This is a genomic window from Streptomyces sp. NPDC090088 (assembly GCF_044747345.1).
Classification (GTDB): Bacteria; Actinomycetota; Actinomycetes; order Streptomycetales; family Streptomycetaceae; genus Streptomyces.
In genome coordinates this window covers 594,831-617,029 of the sequence record NZ_JBIVDZ010000008.1, presented here as the reverse complement: position 1 = coordinate 617,029, position 22,199 = coordinate 594,831, and the positions used below count along the sequence as shown (strand labels likewise).

Annotated in this window: 21 protein-coding genes and 1 pseudogene; 14 read left to right on the top strand and 8 right to left on the bottom strand. The window is 72.3% G+C overall.

Features of this window, described 5'->3' with window-relative positions; genetic code table 11:
* Positions 1-23 precede the first annotated feature (23 nt).
* The 4 genes from ACIPSJ_RS36635 (at position 24) to ACIPSJ_RS36620 (ending at position 3,674) form a co-directional block, all read left to right on the top strand.
* Positions 24-872, top strand: a complete 849-nt coding sequence (locus ACIPSJ_RS36635; protein WP_401352410.1) for a carbohydrate ABC transporter permease — start codon at positions 24-26, stop codon at positions 870-872.
* The gene (locus ACIPSJ_RS36630) at positions 869-1,543 is read left to right on the top strand and encodes a bifunctional 4-hydroxy-2-oxoglutarate aldolase/2-dehydro-3-deoxy-phosphogluconate aldolase (RefSeq protein WP_401352408.1); all 675 of its coding nucleotides are present in this window, start codon (positions 869-871) and stop codon (positions 1,541-1,543) included. Before ACIPSJ_RS36635 ends, ACIPSJ_RS36630 begins: the two co-directional genes overlap by 4 nt.
* Positions 1,540-2,505 carry a sugar kinase gene (locus tag ACIPSJ_RS36625; RefSeq protein ID WP_401352405.1) on the top strand — a complete coding sequence of 322 codons (966 nt, stop codon included), beginning with the start codon at positions 1,540-1,542 and terminating at the stop codon, positions 2,503-2,505. Before ACIPSJ_RS36630 ends, ACIPSJ_RS36625 begins: the two co-directional genes overlap by 4 nt.
* 143 nt (positions 2,506-2,648) lie before the next feature.
* Entirely contained in the window at positions 2,649-3,674 is a 1,026-nt protein-coding gene (locus ACIPSJ_RS36620; protein WP_401352403.1) for a lactonase family protein, read from the top strand.
* Here ACIPSJ_RS36620 and ACIPSJ_RS36615 read toward each other — a convergent pair.
* Entirely contained in the window at positions 3,648-4,907 is a 1,260-nt protein-coding gene (locus ACIPSJ_RS36615) for an NADH:flavin oxidoreductase/NADH oxidase family protein (protein ID WP_401352400.1), read from the bottom strand. The two genes, ACIPSJ_RS36620 and ACIPSJ_RS36615, sit on opposite strands and share 27 nt — an antisense overlap.
* A 109-nt stretch (positions 4,908-5,016) precedes the next feature.
* Here ACIPSJ_RS36615 and ACIPSJ_RS36610 point away from each other — a divergent pair, with 109 nt between their 5' ends.
* From ACIPSJ_RS36610 to ACIPSJ_RS36595, 4 genes are all read left to right on the top strand, one after another.
* On the top strand, positions 5,017-5,601 hold the full coding sequence (locus tag ACIPSJ_RS36610; protein ID WP_401352397.1) for a TetR/AcrR family transcriptional regulator: 585 nt from the start codon (positions 5,017-5,019) through the stop codon (positions 5,599-5,601).
* Between the two features lie 100 nt (positions 5,602-5,701).
* Entirely contained in the window at positions 5,702-7,228 is a 1,527-nt protein-coding gene (gene miaB, locus ACIPSJ_RS36605; protein ID WP_401352394.1) for a tRNA (N6-isopentenyl adenosine(37)-C2)-methylthiotransferase MiaB, read from the top strand.
* A 70-nt stretch (positions 7,229-7,298) separates the two neighbouring features.
* Positions 7,299-7,589 (top strand): hypothetical protein, encoded by a 291-nt coding sequence (locus ACIPSJ_RS36600; RefSeq protein WP_401352391.1) that lies wholly within the window; start codon positions 7,299-7,301, stop codon positions 7,587-7,589.
* Between the two features lie 10 nt (positions 7,590-7,599).
* The gene (locus ACIPSJ_RS36595; RefSeq protein ID WP_401352388.1) at positions 7,600-8,307 is read left to right on the top strand and encodes a class III extradiol dioxygenase subunit B-like domain-containing protein; all 708 of its coding nucleotides are present in this window, start codon (positions 7,600-7,602) and stop codon (positions 8,305-8,307) included.
* Between the two features lie 96 nt (positions 8,308-8,403).
* Here ACIPSJ_RS36595 and ACIPSJ_RS36590 read toward each other — a convergent pair whose 3' ends face one another.
* A complete protein-coding gene (locus ACIPSJ_RS36590) occupies positions 8,404-8,691 on the bottom strand; it encodes an antitoxin (RefSeq protein ID WP_359210688.1) in 288 nt (95 codons plus the stop codon).
* 33 nt (positions 8,692-8,724) lie between these two features.
* The gene (locus ACIPSJ_RS36585; protein ID WP_401352385.1) at positions 8,725-9,027 is read right to left on the bottom strand and encodes a hypothetical protein; all 303 of its coding nucleotides are present in this window, start codon (positions 9,025-9,027) and stop codon (positions 8,725-8,727) included.
* Between the two features lie 179 nt (positions 9,028-9,206).
* Between ACIPSJ_RS36585 and miaA the strand changes: the two genes are divergently transcribed.
* The 6 genes from miaA (at position 9,207) to hflX (ending at position 17,435) form a co-directional block, all read left to right on the top strand.
* Positions 9,207-10,145: a tRNA (adenosine(37)-N6)-dimethylallyltransferase MiaA gene (miaA, locus tag ACIPSJ_RS36580; protein WP_359210694.1), complete on the top strand. Its 939-nt coding sequence runs from the start codon at positions 9,207-9,209 to the stop codon at positions 10,143-10,145.
* A gap of 107 nt (positions 10,146-10,252) precedes the next feature.
* Positions 10,253-10,759, top strand: a complete 507-nt coding sequence (locus ACIPSJ_RS36575) for a hypothetical protein (RefSeq protein WP_401352541.1) — start codon at positions 10,253-10,255, stop codon at positions 10,757-10,759.
* Positions 10,760-10,881: 122 nt separating this feature from the next.
* The gene (dapF, locus tag ACIPSJ_RS36570) at positions 10,882-11,745 is read left to right on the top strand and encodes a diaminopimelate epimerase (RefSeq protein ID WP_401352383.1); all 864 of its coding nucleotides are present in this window, start codon (positions 10,882-10,884) and stop codon (positions 11,743-11,745) included.
* A 286-nt stretch (positions 11,746-12,031) separates the two neighbouring features.
* Positions 12,032-14,161, top strand: a complete 2,130-nt coding sequence (locus tag ACIPSJ_RS36565; RefSeq protein WP_359210701.1) for an HD domain-containing protein — start codon at positions 12,032-12,034, stop codon at positions 14,159-14,161.
* Positions 14,162-14,230: 69 nt separating this feature from the next.
* Positions 14,231-15,760, top strand: coding sequence for a M1 family metallopeptidase (locus tag ACIPSJ_RS36560; protein WP_401352380.1), 1,530 nt, complete (start codon positions 14,231-14,233; stop codon positions 15,758-15,760).
* A gap of 181 nt (positions 15,761-15,941) precedes the next feature.
* On the top strand, positions 15,942-17,435 hold the full coding sequence (hflX, locus tag ACIPSJ_RS36555; protein ID WP_359210706.1) for a GTPase HflX: 1,494 nt from the start codon (positions 15,942-15,944) through the stop codon (positions 17,433-17,435).
* A 141-nt stretch (positions 17,436-17,576) separates the two neighbouring features.
* Here hflX and ACIPSJ_RS36550 read toward each other — a convergent pair whose 3' ends face one another.
* The 5 genes and pseudogenes from ACIPSJ_RS36550 to ACIPSJ_RS36530 form a co-directional block, all read right to left on the bottom strand.
* On the bottom strand, positions 17,577-18,800 hold the full coding sequence (locus ACIPSJ_RS36550; RefSeq protein WP_359210709.1) for a hypothetical protein: 1,224 nt from the start codon (positions 18,798-18,800) through the stop codon (positions 17,577-17,579).
* A gap of 99 nt (positions 18,801-18,899) precedes the next feature.
* Positions 18,900-20,147, bottom strand: a complete 1,248-nt coding sequence (locus tag ACIPSJ_RS36545; protein WP_401352377.1) for a glucarate dehydratase family protein — start codon at positions 20,145-20,147, stop codon at positions 18,900-18,902.
* The gene (locus ACIPSJ_RS36540) at positions 20,144-21,079 is read right to left on the bottom strand and encodes a 5-dehydro-4-deoxyglucarate dehydratase (protein ID WP_401352538.1); all 936 of its coding nucleotides are present in this window, start codon (positions 21,077-21,079) and stop codon (positions 20,144-20,146) included. Before ACIPSJ_RS36540 ends, ACIPSJ_RS36545 begins: the two co-directional genes overlap by 4 nt.
* Positions 21,076-21,483: pseudogene (locus ACIPSJ_RS36535) on the bottom strand (carbohydrate ABC transporter permease); the annotation flags it as partial. The gene ACIPSJ_RS36540 and the pseudogene ACIPSJ_RS36535, both read right to left, overlap by 4 nt.
* Complete coding sequence (locus tag ACIPSJ_RS36530) at positions 21,477-21,773, bottom strand: extracellular solute-binding protein (protein WP_401352535.1); 297 nt, start codon at positions 21,771-21,773, stop codon at positions 21,477-21,479. The pseudogene ACIPSJ_RS36535 and the gene ACIPSJ_RS36530, both read right to left, overlap by 7 nt.
* Positions 21,774-22,199 lie beyond the last annotated feature (426 nt).

The window sequence follows — 22,199 nt, the reverse complement described above, 5'->3', positions numbered from 1 at the left end:
ATCGATTCGGACGGATCGCCACCATGACCTCTCCACCCTCCATATCCGCCAAGGGGCGGCTGATCGCCCACGGCCTCGGCACCGCCCTGCTCTGCCTGGGCACCGTGCTGTTCGTGCTGCCGTTCCTCTTCACGGTCGTCACCTCGCTGCGCACCGCGGCCGATGTCGCCCGCTCCCCGCTGGGGATCCCGCACTCCTTCACGCTGAAGAACTTCAGCGACGCCTTCAGCCAGATCCACTACGGGCCGAGCACCCTCAACACCCTGCTGATCACCGGGCTCTCCTGCGTGTGCATCACCGTGCTGGGCTCGCTGGCCGGGTACCCGCTGGCCCGGATCACCGCGGGCTGGTCCACGACCGTGTACCGGCTGTTCATCCTCGGCACCTCCATCCCCGTGTTCGTGGTGGTGGCGCCGCTGTACCTGCTGATGCGGGACATGAACCTGCTCGACACCTACGCGGGCGTGGTCTTCATCTACACCGCGATCAACCTGCCGCTGGCCGTGTTCTTCTACACCAGCTTCATCCGCTCCATCCCGGTCGACCTGGAGGAGGCCGCCGCGCTCGACGGCTGCGGCGCGTTCCGCACCTTCTTCGTCGTCGTGCTCCCGCTGCTGCGGCCGGTGACCAGCACCCTGCTGACCTTCGTCGCCCTGCAGATCTGGAACGACCTGCTCGTCCCGCTGGTCTTCCTCCAGGACCCCGACAAGCGCACCGTCATGGTGAACGCCTACTCCTTCATCGACCCGCACACCGTGCAGCCGACCACCCTGTTCCCGGCCGCCCTGCTCGGCGTCCTGCCGCTGCTGGTCATCTTCGTGTTCTTCCAGCGCCAGGTCGTCGCCGGCATGTCCGCGGGAGCGGTCAAGTGACCGCACGCCCCGCCCTCACCCCGCAGCTGGTCCGCACCCGTGCGATGGCCATCCTGCGCTCGGCCGACGCCACCGGGCTGCCCGCCGTCGCCCGCGCCCTCGCCGCCGGCGGGGTCACCTGCCTGGAGATCACCCTCACCACCACGGGCGCCCTCGACGCCCTCGCCCGGATCCGGGCGGAGCTCGGCCCGTCCGCGGCGGTCGGCGCGGGTACGGTCATGACCCCGGCCGACCTGCGCGACGCGGTCGCCGCCGGTGCCGAGTTCCTGGTCGCCCCCGTCGTCGAACCCGACGTGATCCGCGCCGCCGCCGACCTCGGCATCCCCTGCTACCCGGGCGCCTGGACCCCCACCGAGGTGGCCACCGCCTGGCGGGCCGGCGCCGCCGCCGTCAAGCTCTTCCCCGCCTGCACCGGCGGACCCGCGTATCTACGGCAACTGCGCGCCCCGCTCCCGGACATCCCGCTGGTCGCGGTCGGCGGCGTGGACCTCGCCGAGGCCGCGGCGTACCTGGCCGCCGGGGCCTGTGCCGTGGGCGTCGGCTCCCCGCTGCTGCGCGGCGCGGACCGGGCCCCCGGCGACCCGGCGGCCCTCGCCGCGCTCACCCGGAGAGCACGCGACCTGCTGGAGACGGTCAGGCCCGCGGCGCGGGCCGGGAAGGGCGACGCGTGAACACCACTGCCGATGCCGGCCAGCCGTACCTCGTCACCGTCGGCGAGACCCTCGCCGTCCTCGCCGCCGGCGAGCCGGGCCCCCTCGCCCTCGGCACCGCGCTGCGCCTCGGGGTCGCCGGGGCCGAGTCCAACGTCGCTGTCGGGGTGAGCCGGCTCGGCGGCCGGGCCACCTGGATCGGCCGGGTCGGCGAGGACCAGCTCGGCGAACTCGTGCTGCGCGAACTGCGTGCCGAGGGCGTCACCGCGCTGGCCGTCCGCGACCCCGCCCCGACCTCGCTGCTCCTCAAGGAGCGGCGCACCAGCGGCCACCACCGCATGCGGTACTACCGCACCGCGACGGCCGGGGTCCGGCTCGCCCCCGAGGACATCCCCGAGCAGGTCGTCGCGGGGGCCGCGGTCCTGCACATCACCGGGATCACCCCGGCCCTCGGCGACGACCCCGCGAGCGCGGTCCGCCGGGCGGTGCGGATCGCCAAGGACGCGGGTGTCCTCGTCTCCTTCGACATCAACTTCCGCTCCCTGCTGTGGAGCGAGGCCGACGCCCGGCGGGCCGTACTGCCCCTGCTGCGCGACAGCGACCTGGTGTTCGCCGGACCGCACGAGGCCCGGCTCGCGGTGCCCGACCTCCACGAGCCCGAGGAACTCGCCAAGGGACTCTGCGAGCTGGGACCGGGCGGGGCGGTGGTGAAGCTGGGCGCCGACGGCGCGTACGCCCTCCTCGACGGAGTGCCCTACCGGCAGCCCGCGCTCCCCGTGCGGGTGCACGACTCGGTGGGCGCCGGGGACGCGTTCGTCGCCGGCTACCTCGCCGAACTCCTCGCCGGCGAGCCCCCGCACCACCGGCTGCGCACCGCCGCCCGGCTCGGCGCCTTCGCCGTCTCCACCACCGGGGACTGGGAGGGCCTGCCCCGGCGCACCGAACTCGCCCTGCTGGACCACCATGACGACGTGCTGCGCTGACGTACGACGTGCTGGACCTGCCCATGACGTACCGCACCGACCGACGCCCCGGCGCCCCGACGCCCCGGCGCCCCGACGCCCCGGCGCCCCGACGCCCCGGCGCCCCGACGACCTGTTGTGCCGACCGCACCCGAGGAATCCCCATGCCCACAGTTCTCGCCGGCTCCTACACCCCCGACACCGGAGGTGAGGGGGTCGGTCTCACCTCGCTGCGCCTGAACGGGCCGGTGCTGACCACCGAGGCGTCGCCGGTCCCCGCGAGCGGCGCGTCCTTCCTGGCCGCCCACCCGACCCTGCCCGTCGTCTACACCACCCACGAGTCCACCGAGGGCGCCGTCGGAGCCTTCGCCACGCCGGGGGGCGCGCCGACCGCCCTCGGCGCGCCGGTCACCAGCGGCGGTGCCAACCCCTGCCACCTCACCGTCCACCCGGACGGCGACTGGCTGCTGACCGCCAACTACGGCACCGACACCCTGCCCGGCACGGTCGCCGTGCACCGGCTGGACGCGGCGGGCCGGATCGCGGACCTCACGGACGTCGTCGAGCACAAGGGGTCGGGTCCGGTCGTCGGACGGCAGGAGGGCAGCCACGCCCACCAGGTGCTGGTCGACCCGGCGGGCCGGTTCGTGCTCGCCACCGATCTCGGCGCCGACGCGGTGTTCGCCTACCGCCTGGACACCGCCGACGGCACCCTGGAGCGCACCGCGGTGAACCGGCTGCGCCCCGGCTCCGGACCCCGCCACCTCGCCTTCACGCCCACCGGCGACCTGGTGTTCAGCGCCGACGAACTCTCCTCGACGGTGACCTGCCACCGGTACGACGCGGCGACCGGCACCCTCGTCGAGCTGTCCCGGGTGCCCGCGACGGACGCCGGGGTGCCCAACCAGCCCGGCGGGATCGTCGTCTCGGACCGCTTCGTCTGGGTCACCAACCGGGGCGCCGAGACGGTGGCGGCCTTCCGGATCGACGGCATCACCCTGGTGCCGCTCGGCGAGACCCCCTGTGGTGGCGGCTGGCCGCGCGGGCTGACCCCGGTCCCCGGCCACCTCCTCGTCGCCAACCAGCACAGCGGCACCCTGGCCGTGCTGCCGGTCCGGGACTCCGGGGTCCTGGGCGAGCCGGTCGCCACCGCGTCCGTGCCGTCAGTGGTCTGCGCGCTGGCGGTGTGAGGCCGCCTCCGGCAACCAGGCGCGGTAGCGGCGCAGCTGGCGGCGCGCCACCAGCTGCTCGGAGACGAGCGCGCAGGCCGGACGGGTGCCGAGCGCCGGTTCGCCGCCCCGGGCCATCCGGCGCAGCTGGCGGCGGACCAGGGCCATCCCGGCCGCCGCGGCGAGCGTCTTGTCCGACCAGGTCACCGGCCGCAGCCGGGCGTCCGCCCCCGCGCCCCGCCGCCACTGGCCGGGCAGGTCCGGGGCCACCGCCAGCGCGGTGCCCATCCCGACCAGGTCGACGCCGTCGGCCAGGACCTGCTCGGCGGTGTCCCGCCGGGTGATGCCGCCGGTGAGCATGAGGGGGAGCGGGCTCGTGGCGGCCAGGTCCTTCGCCAGGTCCAGGAAGTAGGCCTCGCGGGCCCGGGTCCGGGCGTCGGCCGGGCGGCCCGACATGGCGGGGCTCTCGTAGCTGCCGCCGGACAGCTCCACCAGGTCGACACCGAGCGGTTCGAGCAGGGCGATCACCCGGCGGGCGTCGTCGACGTCGAAGCCGCCGCGCTGGAAGTCGGCCGAGTTCAGCTTCACCGCGACCGCGAACTCCGGCGGTACCGCGGCCCGTACGGCACGCACCACGTCCAGCAGCATCCGCGCCCGGTTCTCCAGCGGACCGCCCCACCGGTCGGTGCGCCGGTTGACCAGCGGGGACAGGAACTGCGAGAGCAGGTAGCCGTGGGCCGCGTGGATCTGCACGCCGTCGAAGCCCGCCCGCGCGGCCCGCTCCGCGGTGACCGCGAACCGCCGCACGGTGGCCTCGATCTGGTCCGGTGCCATGGCGCTCGGGCGGCCGAACCGCCTGCTGTGCCGGCCGATCTCGACGCCGACGTCCGACGGCCCCCACACCACGCCGGGCATCTCGGCCTGGACCTGGCGGCCGGGATGGTTGATCTGCATCCACATCGCCGCGCCCCCGGACCGGCCGGCCTCGGCCCACGCGGCGAACGGCTCCAGCGGGGTGGCCGCGTCGAGGACGACACCGCCCGGGCCGGTCAGCGCCTCGGCGTGCACCATCACATTGCCGGTGATCAGCAGGCCGGCGCCGCCACCGCCCCACCGCCGGTACAGGGCGAGGAGCCGCTCGTCCGGGAGCTGACCGGCGCCGGCCATCCCCTCCTCCATGGCCGCCTTCGCGATCCGGTTGGGCAGCACCTGCCCGGAGCGCAGTCGCAGGGGCGAGAACAAGGGGCTGGTCATCCGGGGTCTCCTCTCCGGCCGCCGTAGAATGTGCGCGGCGCCAACAATGTGTACGGCGCTCACATTAGGCGACCGATGTCAGCACTGTAAACATGCGTGAGGGTGACCCATGCCACCGGCGAGTGACTCGTACCATCACGGCGATCTCCGGGCCGCCTGCCTGCGCGCGGCCCGCGAACTGCTGGAGGAGGACGGCAGCGGCGCGCTGTCGCTGCGGGCGGTGGCCCGCCGGGCCGGGGTCTCGCCCACGGCCCCCTACCGCCACTACGCCGACCGGGACGCGCTCGTGTCCGCCGTGGCCGCCGAGGGCTACCGCGAACTCGCCGGCTGCCTCACGGCGGCGCATCCCGCGCCCGCGGCCCCCGACGACCTGGTCGCCGTCGCCGTGGCCTACGTCCGGTTCGCCCTCGACCACCCGGCGCTGTTCCGGGCCATGTTCGCGGAGCCCTGCGACCCGGACAGCCCCGAACGCGCCGAGGCGACCGCCGCGCTCACCGCCTACGTCGACGCCCTCGTCCGCGACGCCTTCCCCGGCGGCGCCCACGACGGACTGCCCACGGCCGTCTGGGCCCTGGTCCACGGCCTGGCCTTCCTCCACCTCGACGGCAAGCTCGACACCTCCACCCCGGAGACCGTCACCGCCCAGGTCCACACCGCCGTCCACGCGGCCCTCGGCCTCGGCCGGCCCGGCTAGCGGCTGCCCGCCCAGCCGGGCTTCCCCTGCGGTACGCGGGCAAGGAGGGCTCCGCCGCAGTGGGGGACAGGGGTCCCGGCGGAGCGCCTACCCTTGACCCATGACCATCAGCAGCGACCGGAGCCCCGCAGTGGACGTAGCGGCACCCAAGACCTACGAAGTCCGTACCTACGGGTGCCAGATGAACGTCCACGACTCCGAGCGATTGTCCGGGCTGCTGGAGGAGGCCGGGTACGTGCGCGCGCCCGAGGGCTCGGACGGCGACGCGGACGTCGTCGTCTTCAACACGTGCGCGGTCCGGGAGAACGCCGACAACCGGCTGTACGGCAACCTGGGCCGGCTCGCGCCCAGGAAGGCCTCCCGGCCGGGGATGCAGATCGCGGTCGGCGGCTGCCTGGCGCAGAAGGACCAGGACACGATCGTCAAGAAGGCCCCCTGGGTCGACGTCGTCTTCGGTACGCACAACATCGGCAAGCTGCCGGTCCTGCTGGAGCGCGCCCGGGTCCAGGAAGAGGCCCAGGTCGAGATCGCCGAGTCGCTGGAGGCGTTCCCCTCCACGCTGCCCACCCGCCGCGAGAGCGCCTACGCCGCCTGGGTCTCGATCTCCGTCGGCTGCAACAACACCTGCACCTTCTGCATCGTCCCGGCCTTGCGCGGCAAGGAGAAGGACCGCCGCACCGGCGACATCCTCGCCGAGATCGAGGCCCTGGTCGGCGAGGGCGTCTCCGAGATCACCCTGCTCGGGCAGAACGTCAACGCGTACGGCTCCGACATCGGCGACCGCGAGGCCTTCAGCAAGCTGCTGCGGGCGTGCGGGAACATCGAGGGACTGGAGCGGGTGCGGTTCACCTCCCCGCACCCCCGCGACTTCACCGACGACGTGATCGCGGCCATGGCCGAGACCCCGAACGTGATGCCCCAGCTGCACATGCCGCTCCAGTCCGGCTCGGACACGGTGCTCAAGGCCATGCGCCGCTCCTACCGGCAGGAGCGCTACCTCGGGATCATCGAGAAGGTCCGCGCCGCCATCCCGCACGCGGCCATCACCACCGACATCATCGTGGGCTTCCCCGGCGAGACCGAGGCCGACTTCGAGCAGACGATGCACGCCGTGCGCGAGGCCCGCTTCACCCAGGCCTTCACCTTCCAGTACTCCAAGCGCCCCGGCACCCCCGCCGCGACCATGGAGGGCCAGATCCCCAAGGAGGTCGTCCAGGCGCGCTACGAGCGTCTCGTCGCCCTCCAGGAGGAGATCTCCTGGGAGGAGAACAAGAAGCAGGTCGGCCGCACCCTGGAGCTGATGGTCGCCGAGGGCGAGGGCCGCAAGGACGGCGCCACGCACCGGCTGTCCGGCCGCGCCCCCGACAACCGGCTCGTCCACTTCACCAAGCCGGAGCAGGAGGTCCGCCCCGGCGACGTCGTCACCGTGGAGATCACCTACGCCGCCCCGCACCACCTCCTCGCCGAGGGCCAGGTGCTCGGCGTACGGCACACCCGCGCGGGCGACGCCTGGGAGAAGCGGAACGCGGCGGAGGCCGCGAAGCCGGCGGGCGTGCTGCTGGGCCTGCCGAAGATCGGGGTGCCGGAACCGCTCCCGGCGGCCACCGGGGGCTGTGCGGCGCACTGAGCGCGCGCCATACTCCTCGCGTCGATCACGGGCGCCGTCACGGGCGCCGATCACGAGGGGGCGGCGGACCATGGCGCGGTGGGTGGTGGTCGTGCAGTTCGGCCACGGGGAGCAGTACAAGGTCGAGGAGGTCGTCCGTTTCGAGGCGACCCCCGAACAGGCCCGGGCCAGCCTCTACGAGATCGCCTGCACCCACCGTCCCCGCATGGGCCTGCGCCAGCAGCGCCGTGAGGTGTTCCGGACGGGGGACGGCGACGCGTACTACGTGCACATCGACGGCATGATGTCCACCCACCGGGTCTTCTACCGCCTGGCGGAACTGGCGTGGACCAGTGATCCCGAGGGCGGGTACCCGCACTAGGCTGCCGGTCGTGCTTGTCGCCGCCGCAGTCTGCCCCAGCCCGCCGCTCCTCGTGCCCGAGGTCGCCGCCGGCGCCGCCCCCGAACTGGACGGCGCGCGTGCCGCCTGCACCGACGCGCTCGGGGTGCTCGCCGCCGCCCGGCCCGACCTCCTGGTGGTGGTCGGGCCCGCCGAGCAGTCCGGCCGGGGCGTGTTCCCGCAGGGCAGCCGGGGCTCCTTCCGTGGTTTCGGCGTCGACGTCGGCGTACGCCTGGGCGACGGTGAGGCGGGGGAGCGGGAACTGCCGACCTCGCTCGCCGTCGGCGCCTGGCTGCTGGAGCGCACCGGCTGGGCCGACGCGCCGATCGAGGGACTGGGGGTGGGCGAGCCCCTGGAGACCGAGCGGTGCGTCGAGGCCGGCCGGGAGATCGCCGGCCGGGCCGCGCGCGTGGCCCTGCTGGTGATGGGCGACGCCAGCGCCTGCCGCACGCTCAAGGCCCCCGGCTACCTCGATGAGCGGGCGGCCCCCTTCGACGCCGAGGTCGCCCGGGCGCTCGGCACGGCCGACATCACGGCGATCAAGAACCTCGACACGGCGCTGGCCCACGACCTCAAGGCCGACGGCCGCGCCCCCTGGCAGATCCTCGCCGGCGCAGCCGAGCACGCGGACCTCACCGGCACACTGCTCCACGACGACGCCCCGTACGGCGTCTGCTACCTCGTGGCGACCTGGTCCTGAGCACCGCACTCCGGGAAACGGCGAACCGGGGAAACGGCGGACGGCCGGGAGTCGGGTGACTCTCGGCCGTCCGCCGATCTTCGCGGTCCGCCCCGCTCAGGAAGCCGACGGCGGACCCTCCGGCCGGGTCGGGGTGGTGGGGTCGGCCCCGGTCCCGCCCATGGCGTCCGGATGCACGAACCGGTCCATGGCGACCTTGGCCTTGCCCGTACCCGTCTGGATCTTGTCGCTGTACTTGCCCTTGGTCTTCTCGTCGACGACCCGCGCGGCCTTGTCGATGCCGTGCTGAAGCTTGTCGATCTTGTCCTCGTGCTGCTGCGCGAGGTGAGAGGCCTTGTCCTTGGCCGGGGCGAGCTTGGCCTTCAAATTGTCCAAAAGACCCATGGCTACCTTCCCTATGGCTTCCCTCGCGGGCCGTTATGTGCGGGCGCCCTCGCCGGCCTCGTTGTCGGCGGCCTCCTTGGCGGACTGCTGCCGGGGGATCTCGGTGCTCGCGACGGCGGTCACCGCGGCGGGCTCGGGCTCCGTCGCCACCGCCGCCGCTTCCGCGCTCCCGTCGTCGCCCTCGTCCGTCCCCTTCGCCGCTGTCGCCTCGGCCGCCGCCTCCTCCGCCGTGCTCGCCGCCTCGGACCCGTCCGGCTCGGTGCCGACCGGCGTCTCGGCGTCGGGCTCCTCCGTCGCCTTCGGCTTCCTTCCGAGGAGTCGTGCAAAAACGCCCATATCCACTCCATACGTTACTCGTGCGAGCGAAATCCCGCGTCACCCGGTGCGTCCGATTGCGTCAGAACCGGTCACCGCCTCTCGGCGGCGGCGGGACCTCGCAACGGGCAACGAAGCCGGACACGGACTGTCACGTAACTCGTTCGAGACCCGCTGCCGAGGTTTGCGAGACTGGTGCGGTGAGCAGCGCACCCCCCGCCCCCCGTGTCATCGCCGTCGTCGGCCCCACCGCGGCCGGAAAGTCCGACCTCGGTGTCTTTCTGGCCCAACGGCTCGGCGGTGAGGTCGTCAACGCCGACTCCATGCAGCTGTACCGGGGGATGGACATCGGGACCGCCAAGCTGACGCCGGGCGAGCGCGCCGGTGTCCCGCACCACCTGCTCGACATCTGGGACGTGTCCGTCACCGCCTCCGTCGCCGAGTACCAGCGGCTCGCCCGCGCCCGTATCGACGCCCTGCTCGCCGAGGGCCGCTGGCCGATCCTGGTCGGCGGCTCCGGGCTCTACGTCCGCGGCGCCGTCGACAACCTGGAGTTCCCCGGCACCGACCCCGAGGTCAGGGCCCGCCTGGAGGAAGAACTCGCGCTGCGCGGCTCCGGCGCGCTGCACGCGCGGCTGGCCGCCGCCGACCCCGAGGCCGGCCGGGCCATCCTGCCCAGCAACGGCCGTCGTATCGTCCGTGCCCTCGAAGTGATCGAGATCACCGGCCAGCCCTTCACCGCCAACCTCCCCGGCCACGACTCGGTGTACGACACCCTCCAGATCGGTGTCGACGTGGCGCGCCCCGAGCTCGACGAGCGCATCGCGCTGCGTGTCGACCGGATGTGGGAGGCCGGACTCGTCGACGAGGTCCGCGCACTGGAGGCGCACGGGCTGCGCGAGGGCCGCACGGCGTCGCGCGCCCTCGGCTACCAGCAGGTCCTGGCGGCGCTCGCCGGAGACTGCACGGAAGCGGAAGCGCGGGCCGAGACCGTCCGTGCCACCAAGCGCTTCGCGCGCCGCCAGGATTCATGGTTCAGGCGCGACCCGCGGGTGCACTGGTTGAGTGGGGCCGCGGCGGACCGCGAGGAACTTCCGCGGCTGGCCCTGGCGTTGGTCGAACGACCGGTCACAGCCTGATCACGTCATGGCATCGGGATGCGCCACCGGTCATCGCGGCCTCCGGCGCCGTGCCATCATCGAGCTTCGATCGCAAGTGGAGTCCTAGGTTGGGAGGGCGCGTGGCGATGGAGGCCGGCCCTCGCGACACCGCACAAGACACCGAGCACGTCGCAGTCGGGCCCAGTGAGGCGGAAGAGGCCGAGGACAGGCTGAGCTCGGACGGTCCGGACGACACGGTGGGCGGCGGTGTGACCGCCGACGGCCCCGAGCCGGAGGAGATGTTCGCGAGCGGCCCCGAGGTCGAGGTCGAACTCCGCCCGCAGCGCCGGCTGCGCCTGTGGCAGCTCGCCCCCATCGTGGGCCTCGCCGCGGTCGGCTCCCTGATGTTCGCCTTCCCCCTCGCCTTCGACTTCGGCGACAGCGGCGCGGTGATCGCCATGCTGGGCCTGCTGATCTGCTCCTGCGCGGCGGGCTGGGGAATGATGGCGGCCAGGAAGGTCGGCTACACCCTGCCAGGCTTCCCGGCCCGCGGCGCAGGCCGCCGCCCTGACTGGCGCGTGGTGATCGGCTACGTGGTCCTGGTGGCGATCGTGGTCGTCCTGGCCGTCTGGCGCGTAGCAAGACTGCGCTGAAATGCGGGGATGCTGAAAGCGCCCCGCACTGGAGCGCCCCGTCAGGGGCGCGGGGAACTGCGCGACCAACCCCCACCGGCCCGCAGCCGGACCACGACACAACCCTCCATTACCCTCGAAGAATGAGCATCCCCTTCCTCAAGGGCCACGGCACCGAGAACGACTTCGTGATCGTCCCGGACCCCGAGAACACCCTGGACCTCACCCCGGCCGCCGTAGCCGCCCTGTGCGACCGCCGGTCAGGCATCGGCGCCGACGGCGTGCTGCACGTCGTACGGTCCGCCGCGCACCCCGAGGCCAAGGGGATGGCCACCGCCGCCGAGTGGTTCATGGACTACCGCAACGGCGACGGCTCGATCGCCGAGATGTGCGGCAACGGCGTCCGCGTCTTCGCCCGCTACCTCCAGCACGCCGGCCATGTCACGGAAGGCGATCTCACCGTCGCCACCCGCGGCGGCGTCAAGACCGTGCACATCGACAAGGCCGGCGACATCACCGTCGGCATGGGCCGCGCCCGCCTCCCCGAGGGCGACGTCACCGTGAGCGTCGGCGACCGCACCTGGCCCGCGCGGAACGTGAACATGGGCAACCCGCACGCCGTCGCCTTCGTCGCGGACCTCGCCGACGCCGGCGATCTCTACACCGCGCCCCCCTTCAGCCCCTCGTCGGCCTACCCCGAAGGGGTCAACGTCGAGTTCGTCGTCGACCGCGGCCCCCGCCACGTCGCGATGCGCGTGCACGAACGCGGCTCCGGTGAGACCCGCTCCTGCGGCACCGGCGCCTGCGCGGTCGCCGTGGCCACCGCCCGCCGCGACGGCGCCGACCCCGCCGCCACCGGCGACCCGGCCACGTACACCGTGGACGTGCCCGGCGGACGCCTCGTCATCACGGAGCGCCCCGACGGCGAGATCGAGATGACCGGTCCCGCGGTGATCGTGGCCGAGGGCGAGATCGACGCCGAATGGCTGGAAAACGCCGCCCGCTGAACGCGTGATCCCTGCGTCCGGGTGCCTGTGAACACCCGGATGCACGGCCCGCGTTGGCCTTGATGGCCAGAAACGTCGGCCACCCCCCGAACAGGTGGCGCAAAATCGTAAACCTCCAAACCGTCGCTCGATTGGGTGATCCGTTTCACGCTCGGCGGGAGGCGGTCAATCGGGCGCGGTGGGCTCGATAGCATCAAGCACCGGCACGGACGGGGGAACGTCGCCAATCCCTGAGCCGCGTATGCCCTGGGGCCCCGTCCGCCGGTCACGAGCCGGAGGTGTGCCCATGAGTGCGGAGGCCACGAACCCTGCGACGCCCGGTCCCGCGGTGCCCACGGCGGCGGTCCGCAGGAAGGCCCGCCCCCGGATCGACCTGCGCCGGCTCGGCCGCGCGGCGCTGCTCGGGAACGCCGCGCGCGGCAGACTCCCCGACGCCATCGGTCATGTCGTCGAGGCGCACCGCGCCCACTACCCCGACGCCGACCTCGAACCGCTGCGCCGCGCCTACGTGCTGGCGGAGTCCTCGCACCGCGGCCAGATGCGCAAGAGCGGCGAGCCGTACATCACGCATCCCCTCGCGGTCACCCTGATCCTCGCCGAACTCGGCGCCGAGACCACCACCCTGACGGCGTCCCTGCTCCACGACACCGTCGAGGACACCGAGGTGACGCTCGACCAGGTTCGGGAACAGTTCGGCGAGGAGGTCCGTTATCTGGTCGACGGGGTGACGAAACTCGAGAAGGTCGACTACGGGGCCGCCGCCGAACCCGAGACCTTCCGGAAGATGCTCGTCGCCACCGGCAGCGATGTCCGCGTGATGTCGATCAAGCTCGCCGACCGGCTGCACAACATGCGCACCCTCGGGGTGATGCGCCGCGAGAAACAGGAACGCATCGCCAAGGTCACCCGTGACGTCCTCATCCCGCTCGCCGAACGGCTCGGCGTGCAGGCCCTGAAGACCGAGCTGGAGGATCTGGTCTTCGCCATCCTGCACCCCGAGGAGTACGCGCACACCCGGGAGCTGATCGCCGAGAACGCGGCCCGCGCCGACGACCCGCTCGCCGAGATCTCCGACGAGGTGCGCGGGGTGCTGCGCGAGGCCGACATCCCCGCCGAGGTCCTCATCCGGCCCCGGCACTTCGTCTCCGTGCACCGCGTCAGCCGCAAACGCGGCGAACTGCGCGGCGCCGACTTCGGCCGGCTCCTGGTGCTGGTGGGCGAGGACGCGGACTGTTACGCCGTCCTCGGCGAACTGCACACCTGTCTGACCCCGGTGGTCTCGGAGTTCAAGGACTTCATCGCCGTACCGAAGTTCAACCTGTACCAGTCGCTGCACACGGCGGTCGCCCGCGCCGACGGCCAGGTCGTCGAAGTCCTCGTCCGCACCCACCAGATGCACAAGGTCGCCGAGGCCGGAGTCGTCGCCCTAGGCAACCCCTACGCCCCGGCCGCCGACGCCCCCGCGGCGGAGACCGCCGAGGACCCGGCCGACGGCGAGCGCGCCGACCCCACCCGCCCCGGCTGGCTCTCCCGGCTCCTCGACTGGCAGAAGGCCGCGCCCGACACCGACACCTTCTGGTCCACCCTGCGCGAGGACCTCGCCCAGGACCGCGAGATCACCGTCTTCCGCCCGGACGGCGGCACCCTCGGCCTGCCCGAGGGCGCCACCTGCGTGGACGCCGCCTACGCCCAGTACGGCGAGGACGCGCACGCCTGCATCGGCGCCCGCGTCAACGGCCGGCTCGCCACCCTCAGCACGGTCCTGCGGGACGGCGACACCGTCCAGCTCCTGATGGGCCAGGACCCGGCCTCCGAGCCCTCCCGGGAGTGGCTGGAGCACGCCCACACCGCGGCCGCCCGGATCGCCATCCAGCGCTGGCTCGCCACCCACCCGGACGCCGCCGAGGAGCCGCAGGCCCCCGCGGCCGCGCCCACGCGGCCCGTCCCGGAGCCCCTGGCCCCCGCCCCCCGCACCGCCAGCGCCGTGGTCGTCGACCGCCCCGACGCGACGGTACGGCTGGCCGGCTGCTGCACGCCCGTACCGCCCGACGAGGTCACCGGCTTCGCCGTGCGCGGGGGAGTGGTCACCGTGCACCGCGTGGAGTGCGCCGCGGTGGCGCACATGAAGGGCACCGGCCGCCCGGAGTCCGCCGTGAGCTGGGGCGACAGCACCGCCTGCCGGGTCACCCTGGTCGCCGAATCGTTCGGCCGGCCGCATCTGCTCGCCGACCTCACCGAGGCGATGGCCCAGGAGGGCGCCGAGATCGTCTCGGCGACCGTGGAACCGCCCAGTCAGCAGCGGGTCCGCCACACCTACACGGTCGAACTCCCGGACGCGGCCCACCTGCCCGCCCTGATGCGCGCGATGCGCAACGTGGCCGGTGTGTACGACGTGGGCCGGGCGCAACACCAGTGACTTACTCGTTCGAGTGGATTTGTCGCATGTCGCCGCCGTGAGGCCGGGGTGCGCTGGTAGCGGTGGTCCATGCCGCTCACCCTGCGCACCCGCCCGTCACAGCGCCCCGCCCGCCCGTCCGGACGCGGCACCGGCCCGCTCCGCCACCGGCGGGCCGGCGCTCTCCTCGCCTCCGCCGTCTCCGTCGCCCTGCTCGGCGCGAGCGCCCCGCCGGTCCCGCTCGGCCTCGGCGACCGGCTCTTCCCCTACCTCGGCAACCCGGGGTACGACGTGGCGTCGTACGACCTCTCCTTCACCTATCCCGGCAGCAACGACAAGCCGCTGCAGGCCGTCACCACCATCGACGCCTGGACCACCACCGCCCTGGACCGGCTCAACCTGGACTTCGCGCACGGCAAGGTGGAGTCCGTCGAGGTCGACGGCCGGCCCGCCGCCTTCGACAGCGCCGGCGAGGACCTGGTCGTCACGCCCGACCGGCCGCTGGGGCGGGGCAGCTGGACCCGGATCACGGTGCGGCACACCAGCGACCCGGTGTCCGCCAAGGACCAGGACGGCGGCTGGGTGCGCACCACGGACGGCCTCGCCATGGCCAACCAGGCCGACGCCGCCCACCTGGTCTTCCCGTGCAACGACCACCCGTCCGACAAGGCGATGTTCACCTTCCATATCACCGCTCCGAACGGCTACACGGTCGTCGCCAACGGACTGCCCACCGGGTCCGCCCGGGTCGGCGCCGACACCACCTGGACCTACCGCACCCAGCACCCCATGGCCACCGAGCTCGCCCAGGTCTCCATCGGCCGCTCCGCCGTACTGCACCGCAAGGGACCGCACGGCCTGCCCGTCCGGGACGTCGTGCCCAGCGCCGACGCCAAGAAGCTCGAACCCTGGCTGGCCAAGACCCCGGACCAGATCGCCTGGCTGGAGAGCAAGGTCGGGACGTACCCGTTCGAGACGTACGGCGTGCTCATGGCACAGGCGTCCACCGGCTTCGAGCTGGAGACCCAGACCCTCTCCCTCTTCGAGAAGGGCCTGTTCACCGAGCCCGCGTACCCCAAGTGGTACCTCGAGTCGATCATGGTGCACGAGCTGTCCCACCAGTGGTTCGGCGACAGCGTCAGCCCGCGCGTCTGGTCGGACGTCTGGCTGAACGAGGGCCACGCCACCTGGTACGAGGAGCTGTACGCGGAGGAGAAGGGCAAGCAGCCCATGATCAACCGCATGAAGGCCGCGTACGGCGCCTCCGACCGCTGGCGCGCCGCCGGCGGACCGCCCGGCCTGCCCAAGCCGCCCAAGCCCGGCGAGAAGATCGGCATCTTCCGCCCGAACATCTACGACGGCGCCGCCCTCGCCCTCTACGCCCTGCGCCAGGAGATCGGCAAGCCCGCCTTCGAGCGTCTGGAGCGGATCTGGGTCCAGCAGCACAAGGACGCCACGGCGACCACCGCCGACTTCGTCCACCTCGCCTCCGCGATCGCGAACCGCGACCTGACCGGCTTCTTCGACGCCTGGCTGTACGGCGCGAAGACCCCGCCGATGCCCGGCCACCCGGACTGGAAGCAGGTCCCGGCCCCGGCGAAGCAGAAGGCCCGCAAGTGACGCCGGGGCGGCCCCCGGAACAACGGCCCTCGGAATAACACGGTGCCGGGCCGGGGCGTGCCGTGCGACCATCATGGGGTCGGCGCGGCACGCGGCACGGGTCGCGGGGAATCTCCCGGGGTACTCGTACGTTGACACACTGAGCGCCGGTTTCGGCATCCCCATCGACGTAAAGGACCCAATGACCTCCTCTTCTTCCCCTTCCCAGGACACCAGGCGCCTCGCGCAGGACTACCCCGACGGTCTTCGGGCCGATGCCCTGATGGAAGAGGACGTCGCCTGGAGCCACGAGATCGACGGAGAGCGGGACGGCGACCAGTTCGACCGCTCCGAGCGTGCGGCCCTGCGCCGTGTCGCGGGCCTCTCCACCGAGCTCGAGGACGTCACCGAGGTCGAGTACCGACAGCTCCGCCTGGAGCGGGTCGTGCTCGTCGGGGTCTGGACCTCGGGCACCGTGCAGGACGCGGACAACTCCCTCGCGGAGCTGGCCGCCCTCGCCGAGACCGCGGGCGCGCTCGTGCTCGACGGCGTCATCCAGCGCCGCGACAAGCCCGACCCGGCCACCTACATCGGCTCCGGCAAGGCCCTGGAGCTGCGCGACGTCGTCCTCGAAACGGGCGCCGACACCGTCATCTGCGACGGTGAGCTGAGCCCGGGCCAGCTGATCCAGCTGGAGGACGTCGTCAAGGTCAAGGTCATCGACCGGACCGCCCTGATCCTGGACATCTTCGCCCAGCACGCCAAGTCCCGGGAGGGCAAGGCGCAGGTCTCGCTCGCGCAGATGCAGTACATGCTGCCGAGGCTGCGCGGCTGGGGTCAGTCGCTGTCCCGTCAGATGGGCGGCGGCAAGGGCGGCGGCCTCGCCACCCGTGGTCCCGGTGAGACCAAGATCGAGACGGACCGGCGGCGGATCCGCGAGAAGATGGCGAAGATGCGCCGGGAGATCGCGGAGATGAAGACCGGCCGCGAGATCAAGCGCCAGGAACGCCGGCGCAACAAGGTGCCGTCCGTCGCCATCGCGGGCTACACCAACGCCGGCAAGTCCTCCCTGCTCAACCGCCTCACGGGCGCCGGTGTCCTGGTCGAGAACGCCCTGTTCGCGACCCTGGACCCGACCGTCCGCCGCGCGGAGACCCCGAGCGGCCGCCTCTACACCCTGGCGGACACGGTCGGTTTCGTCCGCCATCTGCCCCACCACCTGGTCGAGGCCTTCCGCTCCACCATGGAGGAGGTCGGCGACGCCGACCTGATCCTGCACGTGGTCGACGGCTCGCACCCGGTCCCGGAGGAGCAGCTGGCCGCCGTGCGCGAGGTGATCAGGGACGTCGGCGCCACCCGCGTACCCGAGATCGTCGTGATCAACAAGGCGGACGCGGCCGACCCGCTGGTCCTCCAGCGGCTGCTGCGCAACGAGAAGCGCTCGATCGCGGTCTCGGCCCGCACCGGCCTGGGCATCGACGAACTGCTGGCCCTGGTCGACAACGAGCTGCCCCGCCCGTCGGTCGAGATCGAGGCCCTGATCCCCTACACCCACGGCAAGCTGGTCGCCCGCGCCCACAACGAGGGCGAGGTCCTCTCCGAGGAACACACCGCCGAGGGCACCCTCCTCAAGGTCCGGGTGCACGAGGAACTGGCGGCGGAACTCGCCCCGTACGTGCCGACTCCGACTGCGTGACGCTTGGCGTAAGTGAAGGCCCCGCTCCCTTTCGAGGAGCGGGGCCTTCACTTACCCAGGGGCGCGGGGAACTGCGCGAGCACCCCACGACGGCCGTCAGCCGCCGAACCACAGTCACCCCTACGGGGAGACGACAGTCGCCTACTGCCCGGCGAACTTCTTACTGACCGCCTCGTACACGCCCTTCGCCACCGGACCGAACCGCGGCCCGGCCAGCCACCCCGAACTCACCGGCCCGATCGACGTGTTGGACACCAGCGCCGCCTTGCCGTCGGCCCCGGTCTCCACCCAGCCACCACCGGACGCCCCACCGGTCATCGTGCACCCGATCCGGTACATCGTCGGCGCCGCCGCGTCGACCGACAGCCGCCCCGGCTTGTCCGCGCACTGGTACAGCAGCGACCCGTCGTACGGCTTGGCCGCCGGATACCCGGTGGCCGTGATGCTCGACACCTTCGGCACCGCCGGCGCGTCGAAGTTCACCGGCAGCGCCGAACCGACGGTCTCCTCAAGGGACTTGCCGCCGTTCCCCTGCTCCGGCGTCACATGGATCACCGCGTAGTCGTACGACGCCCCGTCGCCGCCCGTCTCGCCGCCCTGGTCGATCCACTGCTGCGAGGTCTGCGCCCCGTCACCCCACCAGACACCGTACGGCGCGATCTCCGGCCGGGTCGCCTTCGCCAGCGCCGCACCCGTCAGCCCCTGGTCGTTGTACGACGGCACGAACGCGATGTTCCGGTACCAGCCGCCCTTCTTGCCGGCGTGCACACAGTGCCCCGCCGTCCACACCAGGTTGGACTTGCCCGGGTGCGCGGGGTCCTCGACGACCGTCGCCGAGCAGACCATCGTGCCTTCGGGGGAGTCGAAGAACACCTTCCCGGAGGTGGCCGCGCTGCCGTGGTACGTCGGCCGGACCGCCTTCGCCTGGACCGGCTCCGGCGTCGGGTCCGTCACGCCCTGGTCACCGGAGATGTCGTTGTCGTCGACACCCTTGTCCTTGTCCGGGTCGTTGGCGTCCCGCATCCGGTTCGGGTCCCACAGCCCCTTGATGATGGGGTTGATGAAGTCGTTGGCCTCGCGCAGCCAGTCGTCCTTGTCCCAGTTCTTCCAGGCGCCGTTCTTCCACTTGTCGATGTCGATCCCGTGCTCTTTGAGCTTGTTCTTGATGTCGTCCGGGATCTTGATCTTGCCGTCGCCGGTGTCGGCCGTGGCGGACGCGGACGCCGGGCCACCCGCGTTGTCGTCTCCGGAGCCGTTGCAGGCGGTGGCGGTCAGCGCCAGCGCGGAGGCGAGGGCGACGGCCGCCAGGGCGCGGGGCGCGCCCCTTCGCCGGCGCGGGGCGGACGACGGCCGGATGGATCGCATGGTGGTGACTCCCCCTGTTGGTAAGGAACTTCAGCGCCACACACTATGCGCTCGCTGTGGGGGTCTTCCCCTGGAAGGGCAACGGTTTCGCTACGGGACTCACCAGCGGGGCAACCGCAGTTCGTAGCTGGGATCCACGCGCCGCATGTAGCCGGTGTCGTCGCGGGTGCGTACACCCGACTCCAGGTACAGCCGGTGCAGCCGGTCCAGCGCCTCGTGATCGAGTTCGACGCCGAGCCCGGGTCCGGTGGGGACCCGGACGGCACCGTCCGTGAACTCCAGTACCCCGGGCCGGATCACGTCGTCGGCGCTGTTCCACGGGTAGTGCGTGTCACAGGAGTGGTCCAGGTTCGGGATGGCCGCGGCGACATGGGTCATGGCCGCGAGGCTGATGCCCAGATGCGAGTTGGAGTGCATGGACAGGGCGAGCCCGAACGCCTCGCAGACGGCGGCGAGTTCACGGGTGCGACGCAGTCCGCCCCAGTAGTGGTGGTCGGTCAGCAGCACCTGGATCGCGTTCTGCTCGATCGCGGGCCTCAGCTGCTCCCAGGCGATCACGCACATGTTGGTCGCGAGCGGAAGCGGCGATTCCTTCGCCACGGCCGCCATGCCCTCGATGGTCGCGGTCGGGTCCTCCAGGTATTCGAGGACGTCGGCGAGCTCACGCGCCACGTACCCCGAAGTCTCCACCGACCAGGCCACATTGGGATCGAGCCGCAGCGGCTGCCCGGGGAACGCCTCCGCCAGCGCCCGTATCGCCGCGATCTCCTCGTCCGGCGGGAACACGCCCCCCTTCAGCTTGAACGACCGGAACCCGTACCGCTCCTGCATCAGCCGCGCCTGCGCGACGACCCCGGCCGGGTCCAGCGCCGCCCCCCAGTCGTCGCCGACCGCCGGGCGGCCGTCCAGGGCGGGGTGCTCCGCCCACTTGTAGAAGAGGTACGCGGCGAACGGCACCGCGTCCCGGACCGCGCCGCCGAGCAGGTCGCTGACCGGGCGGCCGAGCAGCCTGCCCTGCGCGTCGAGACAGGCGACCTCCACCGCGCTCGTGGTCCAGCCGCGCTCGTGCGAGCTCGGCACGGTCGGCAGCAGCACCGCGTCGATCGCCGCCGTGAGGGCCGTGGTGTCGAAGACGTCCATGCCGACGACCACCTCGGCCGCGGCCTCCAGGCGTTCCAGGCGTGCTGCCCCGCCCGGCGACTCGCCGAGGCCGACCGTGCCGTCCTCCAGGACGAGCTGGAGCACGATCCGCAGGGCGAGAGGTTCGTGCACGCCGTTGGAGTTGAGCAGCGGCGGGTCGCGGAAGGCGATCGGGGTGATGATCAGCCCACGGATTCTCGTGTTCATGCGGTGACGGCCTCCAGACCGTGATCGATGAGTTCGGCGAGCCGGGCGACATGCTCCGGCGTGGGGTCGAGCAGCGGCGCCCGCACCCCGCCCACGTCCAGGCCGCGGATCCTCACCCCGGCCTTCACCAGGGACACGGCATACCCCGGCACCTCGTCACGGAGCCGGACGAGCGGAGCGTAGAACGTGTCGAGCAGCGTCTGTACGACCGTCTCGTCGCCCTCTTCGAGTGCCCGGTGGAAGGCGAGGGCGATCTCCGGGGCGAAGGCGAACACCGCCGAGGAGTACAGGCCGACGCCGACGCCCCGGTAGGCGGGCGCGGTCATCTCGGCGGTCGGCAGGCCGTTGAAGAAGGCGAACCGGTCACCGCCGGGGACGGCCCGGACCGCCCGGACGACGCGGTGCATCAGCTCGATGTCGCCGATGCCGTCCTTGAGGCCGACGACCCGCGGCAGGGAGGCGATGGCGGCCGCCGTGCCCTCGGTCAGCCGGGCCGTGCCGCGCTGGTAGAAGACGACCGGCAGGTCGGTGGCATCGGTGACCTCCTCGACGTACCGCACCAGGCCCTGCTGCGGTGCGCTCACCAGGTACGGCGGCAGCAGCAGGATCCCGTCGGCGCCCGCTCTCCCGATCCGGGCGGCCTGGTCGCGGGCGGCCGGGACGGGACCGCCCGCCGCCGCCAGCACCGGCACCCGGCCGGCGGTGACGCCGACGGCGACCCGGGTGGCCCGCTCGATCTCCTCGGCGGTCAGCGCGTGGAACTCACCGGTGCCGCAGGCCACGAACACGCCCCCGGCCCCGGCCGCCACCCCGGACTCGATGTGCAGGGCGAGCCGGTCCTCGTCCAGCGAGCCGTCGGCCGCGAACGGGGTGACCGGGAAGAACAGCACTCCTTGGAACTTCATGTCTCTCTCAGACGTGGGGGTTGTCAGCCCTTGGTGGCCCCGGCCGCGATGCCGGTGACCAGCGAGCGCTGGAGGAGCGGATAGACGATCAGGCTGGGCACCAGCGCGATGACCGCGCCCGCCGGCACCGCCCCGGAGCCGACCTCGGGGTCCGTGCGCAGGATGGAGAGGGCGACGGTGACCGTGTAGTCGGTGGGGTCCTTCGAGGCGATCAGCGGGAGCAGGTACTGGTCCCAGATCATGACGAACCCGAGGACACCGGCCACGCCCAGCGCCGGCTTGCACAGCGGCAGGATCACCTGCCACAGCATCCGGAACTCGCCGACGCCGTCGAGCCGCGCCGCCTCCTCGATCTCGGCCGGTATGTCCTTCATGAACTCGGTCAGCAGCATCACCGAGAAGCCCCAGGCGCCGAGCGGCAGGATCACGCCCCCTGCCACAGGAAGCTGGAGGCCCACCGGGAGACGTACCCGTTCTGCGCGCTGCCCGGGACGACGATGCCGTACGTGTCCTTCTTGCCGCCCCCGTCCGGGTCGCGGTCGGCGAAGGCCTTGGCGACGCTGAGCATCTCGTCCCAGGTCGTGGGCGCCTTCAGGCCCAGCTTCTTGAGCCGGTCCTTGCGGATCATCGGGGTCTGGGCCTGACGGGAGTAGGGGATGCCGTAGTGCCGGCCGTCCAGTCCGACGGTCTTGAGCAGGCCCTGCGCCTGGTAACTGCCCATCAGCGCCGTGATGACCGGCTGATAGTCGATCTTGATACCGGTCTTCTTGGTGAAGGCGGCGAAGATGCGTTCGTAGGTGGCGGCGGGGTCCGGGTTGCTCCGGGTCCACACCTCCAGCGTTCTGAAGGCGAGTCCCACTGCGGCGAGGGCGGCTGCCGGGCGGCGACGTCGTCGGCGTACGCCCATGAACACCTCCGAGTTCATATCCGTGAACTCTCTTCACGAACCTAAATGATGGGCCAAGCTACGAATCGTTTCATTCGTATGTCAAGACATGGCTGAAAAGATTTCAGGGGAGGTCGCGTCGCGTTCGGTGAGCCGAACGGGGCGAGGGGGCGCGACAGTTCGCCGCGTGGGGAGGCGGCCGCTGTTCGTTGTGTGCGGAGAGAGAGGCGCTGTTCGCCGGGTCGCCGCCGGCTTCGCTCC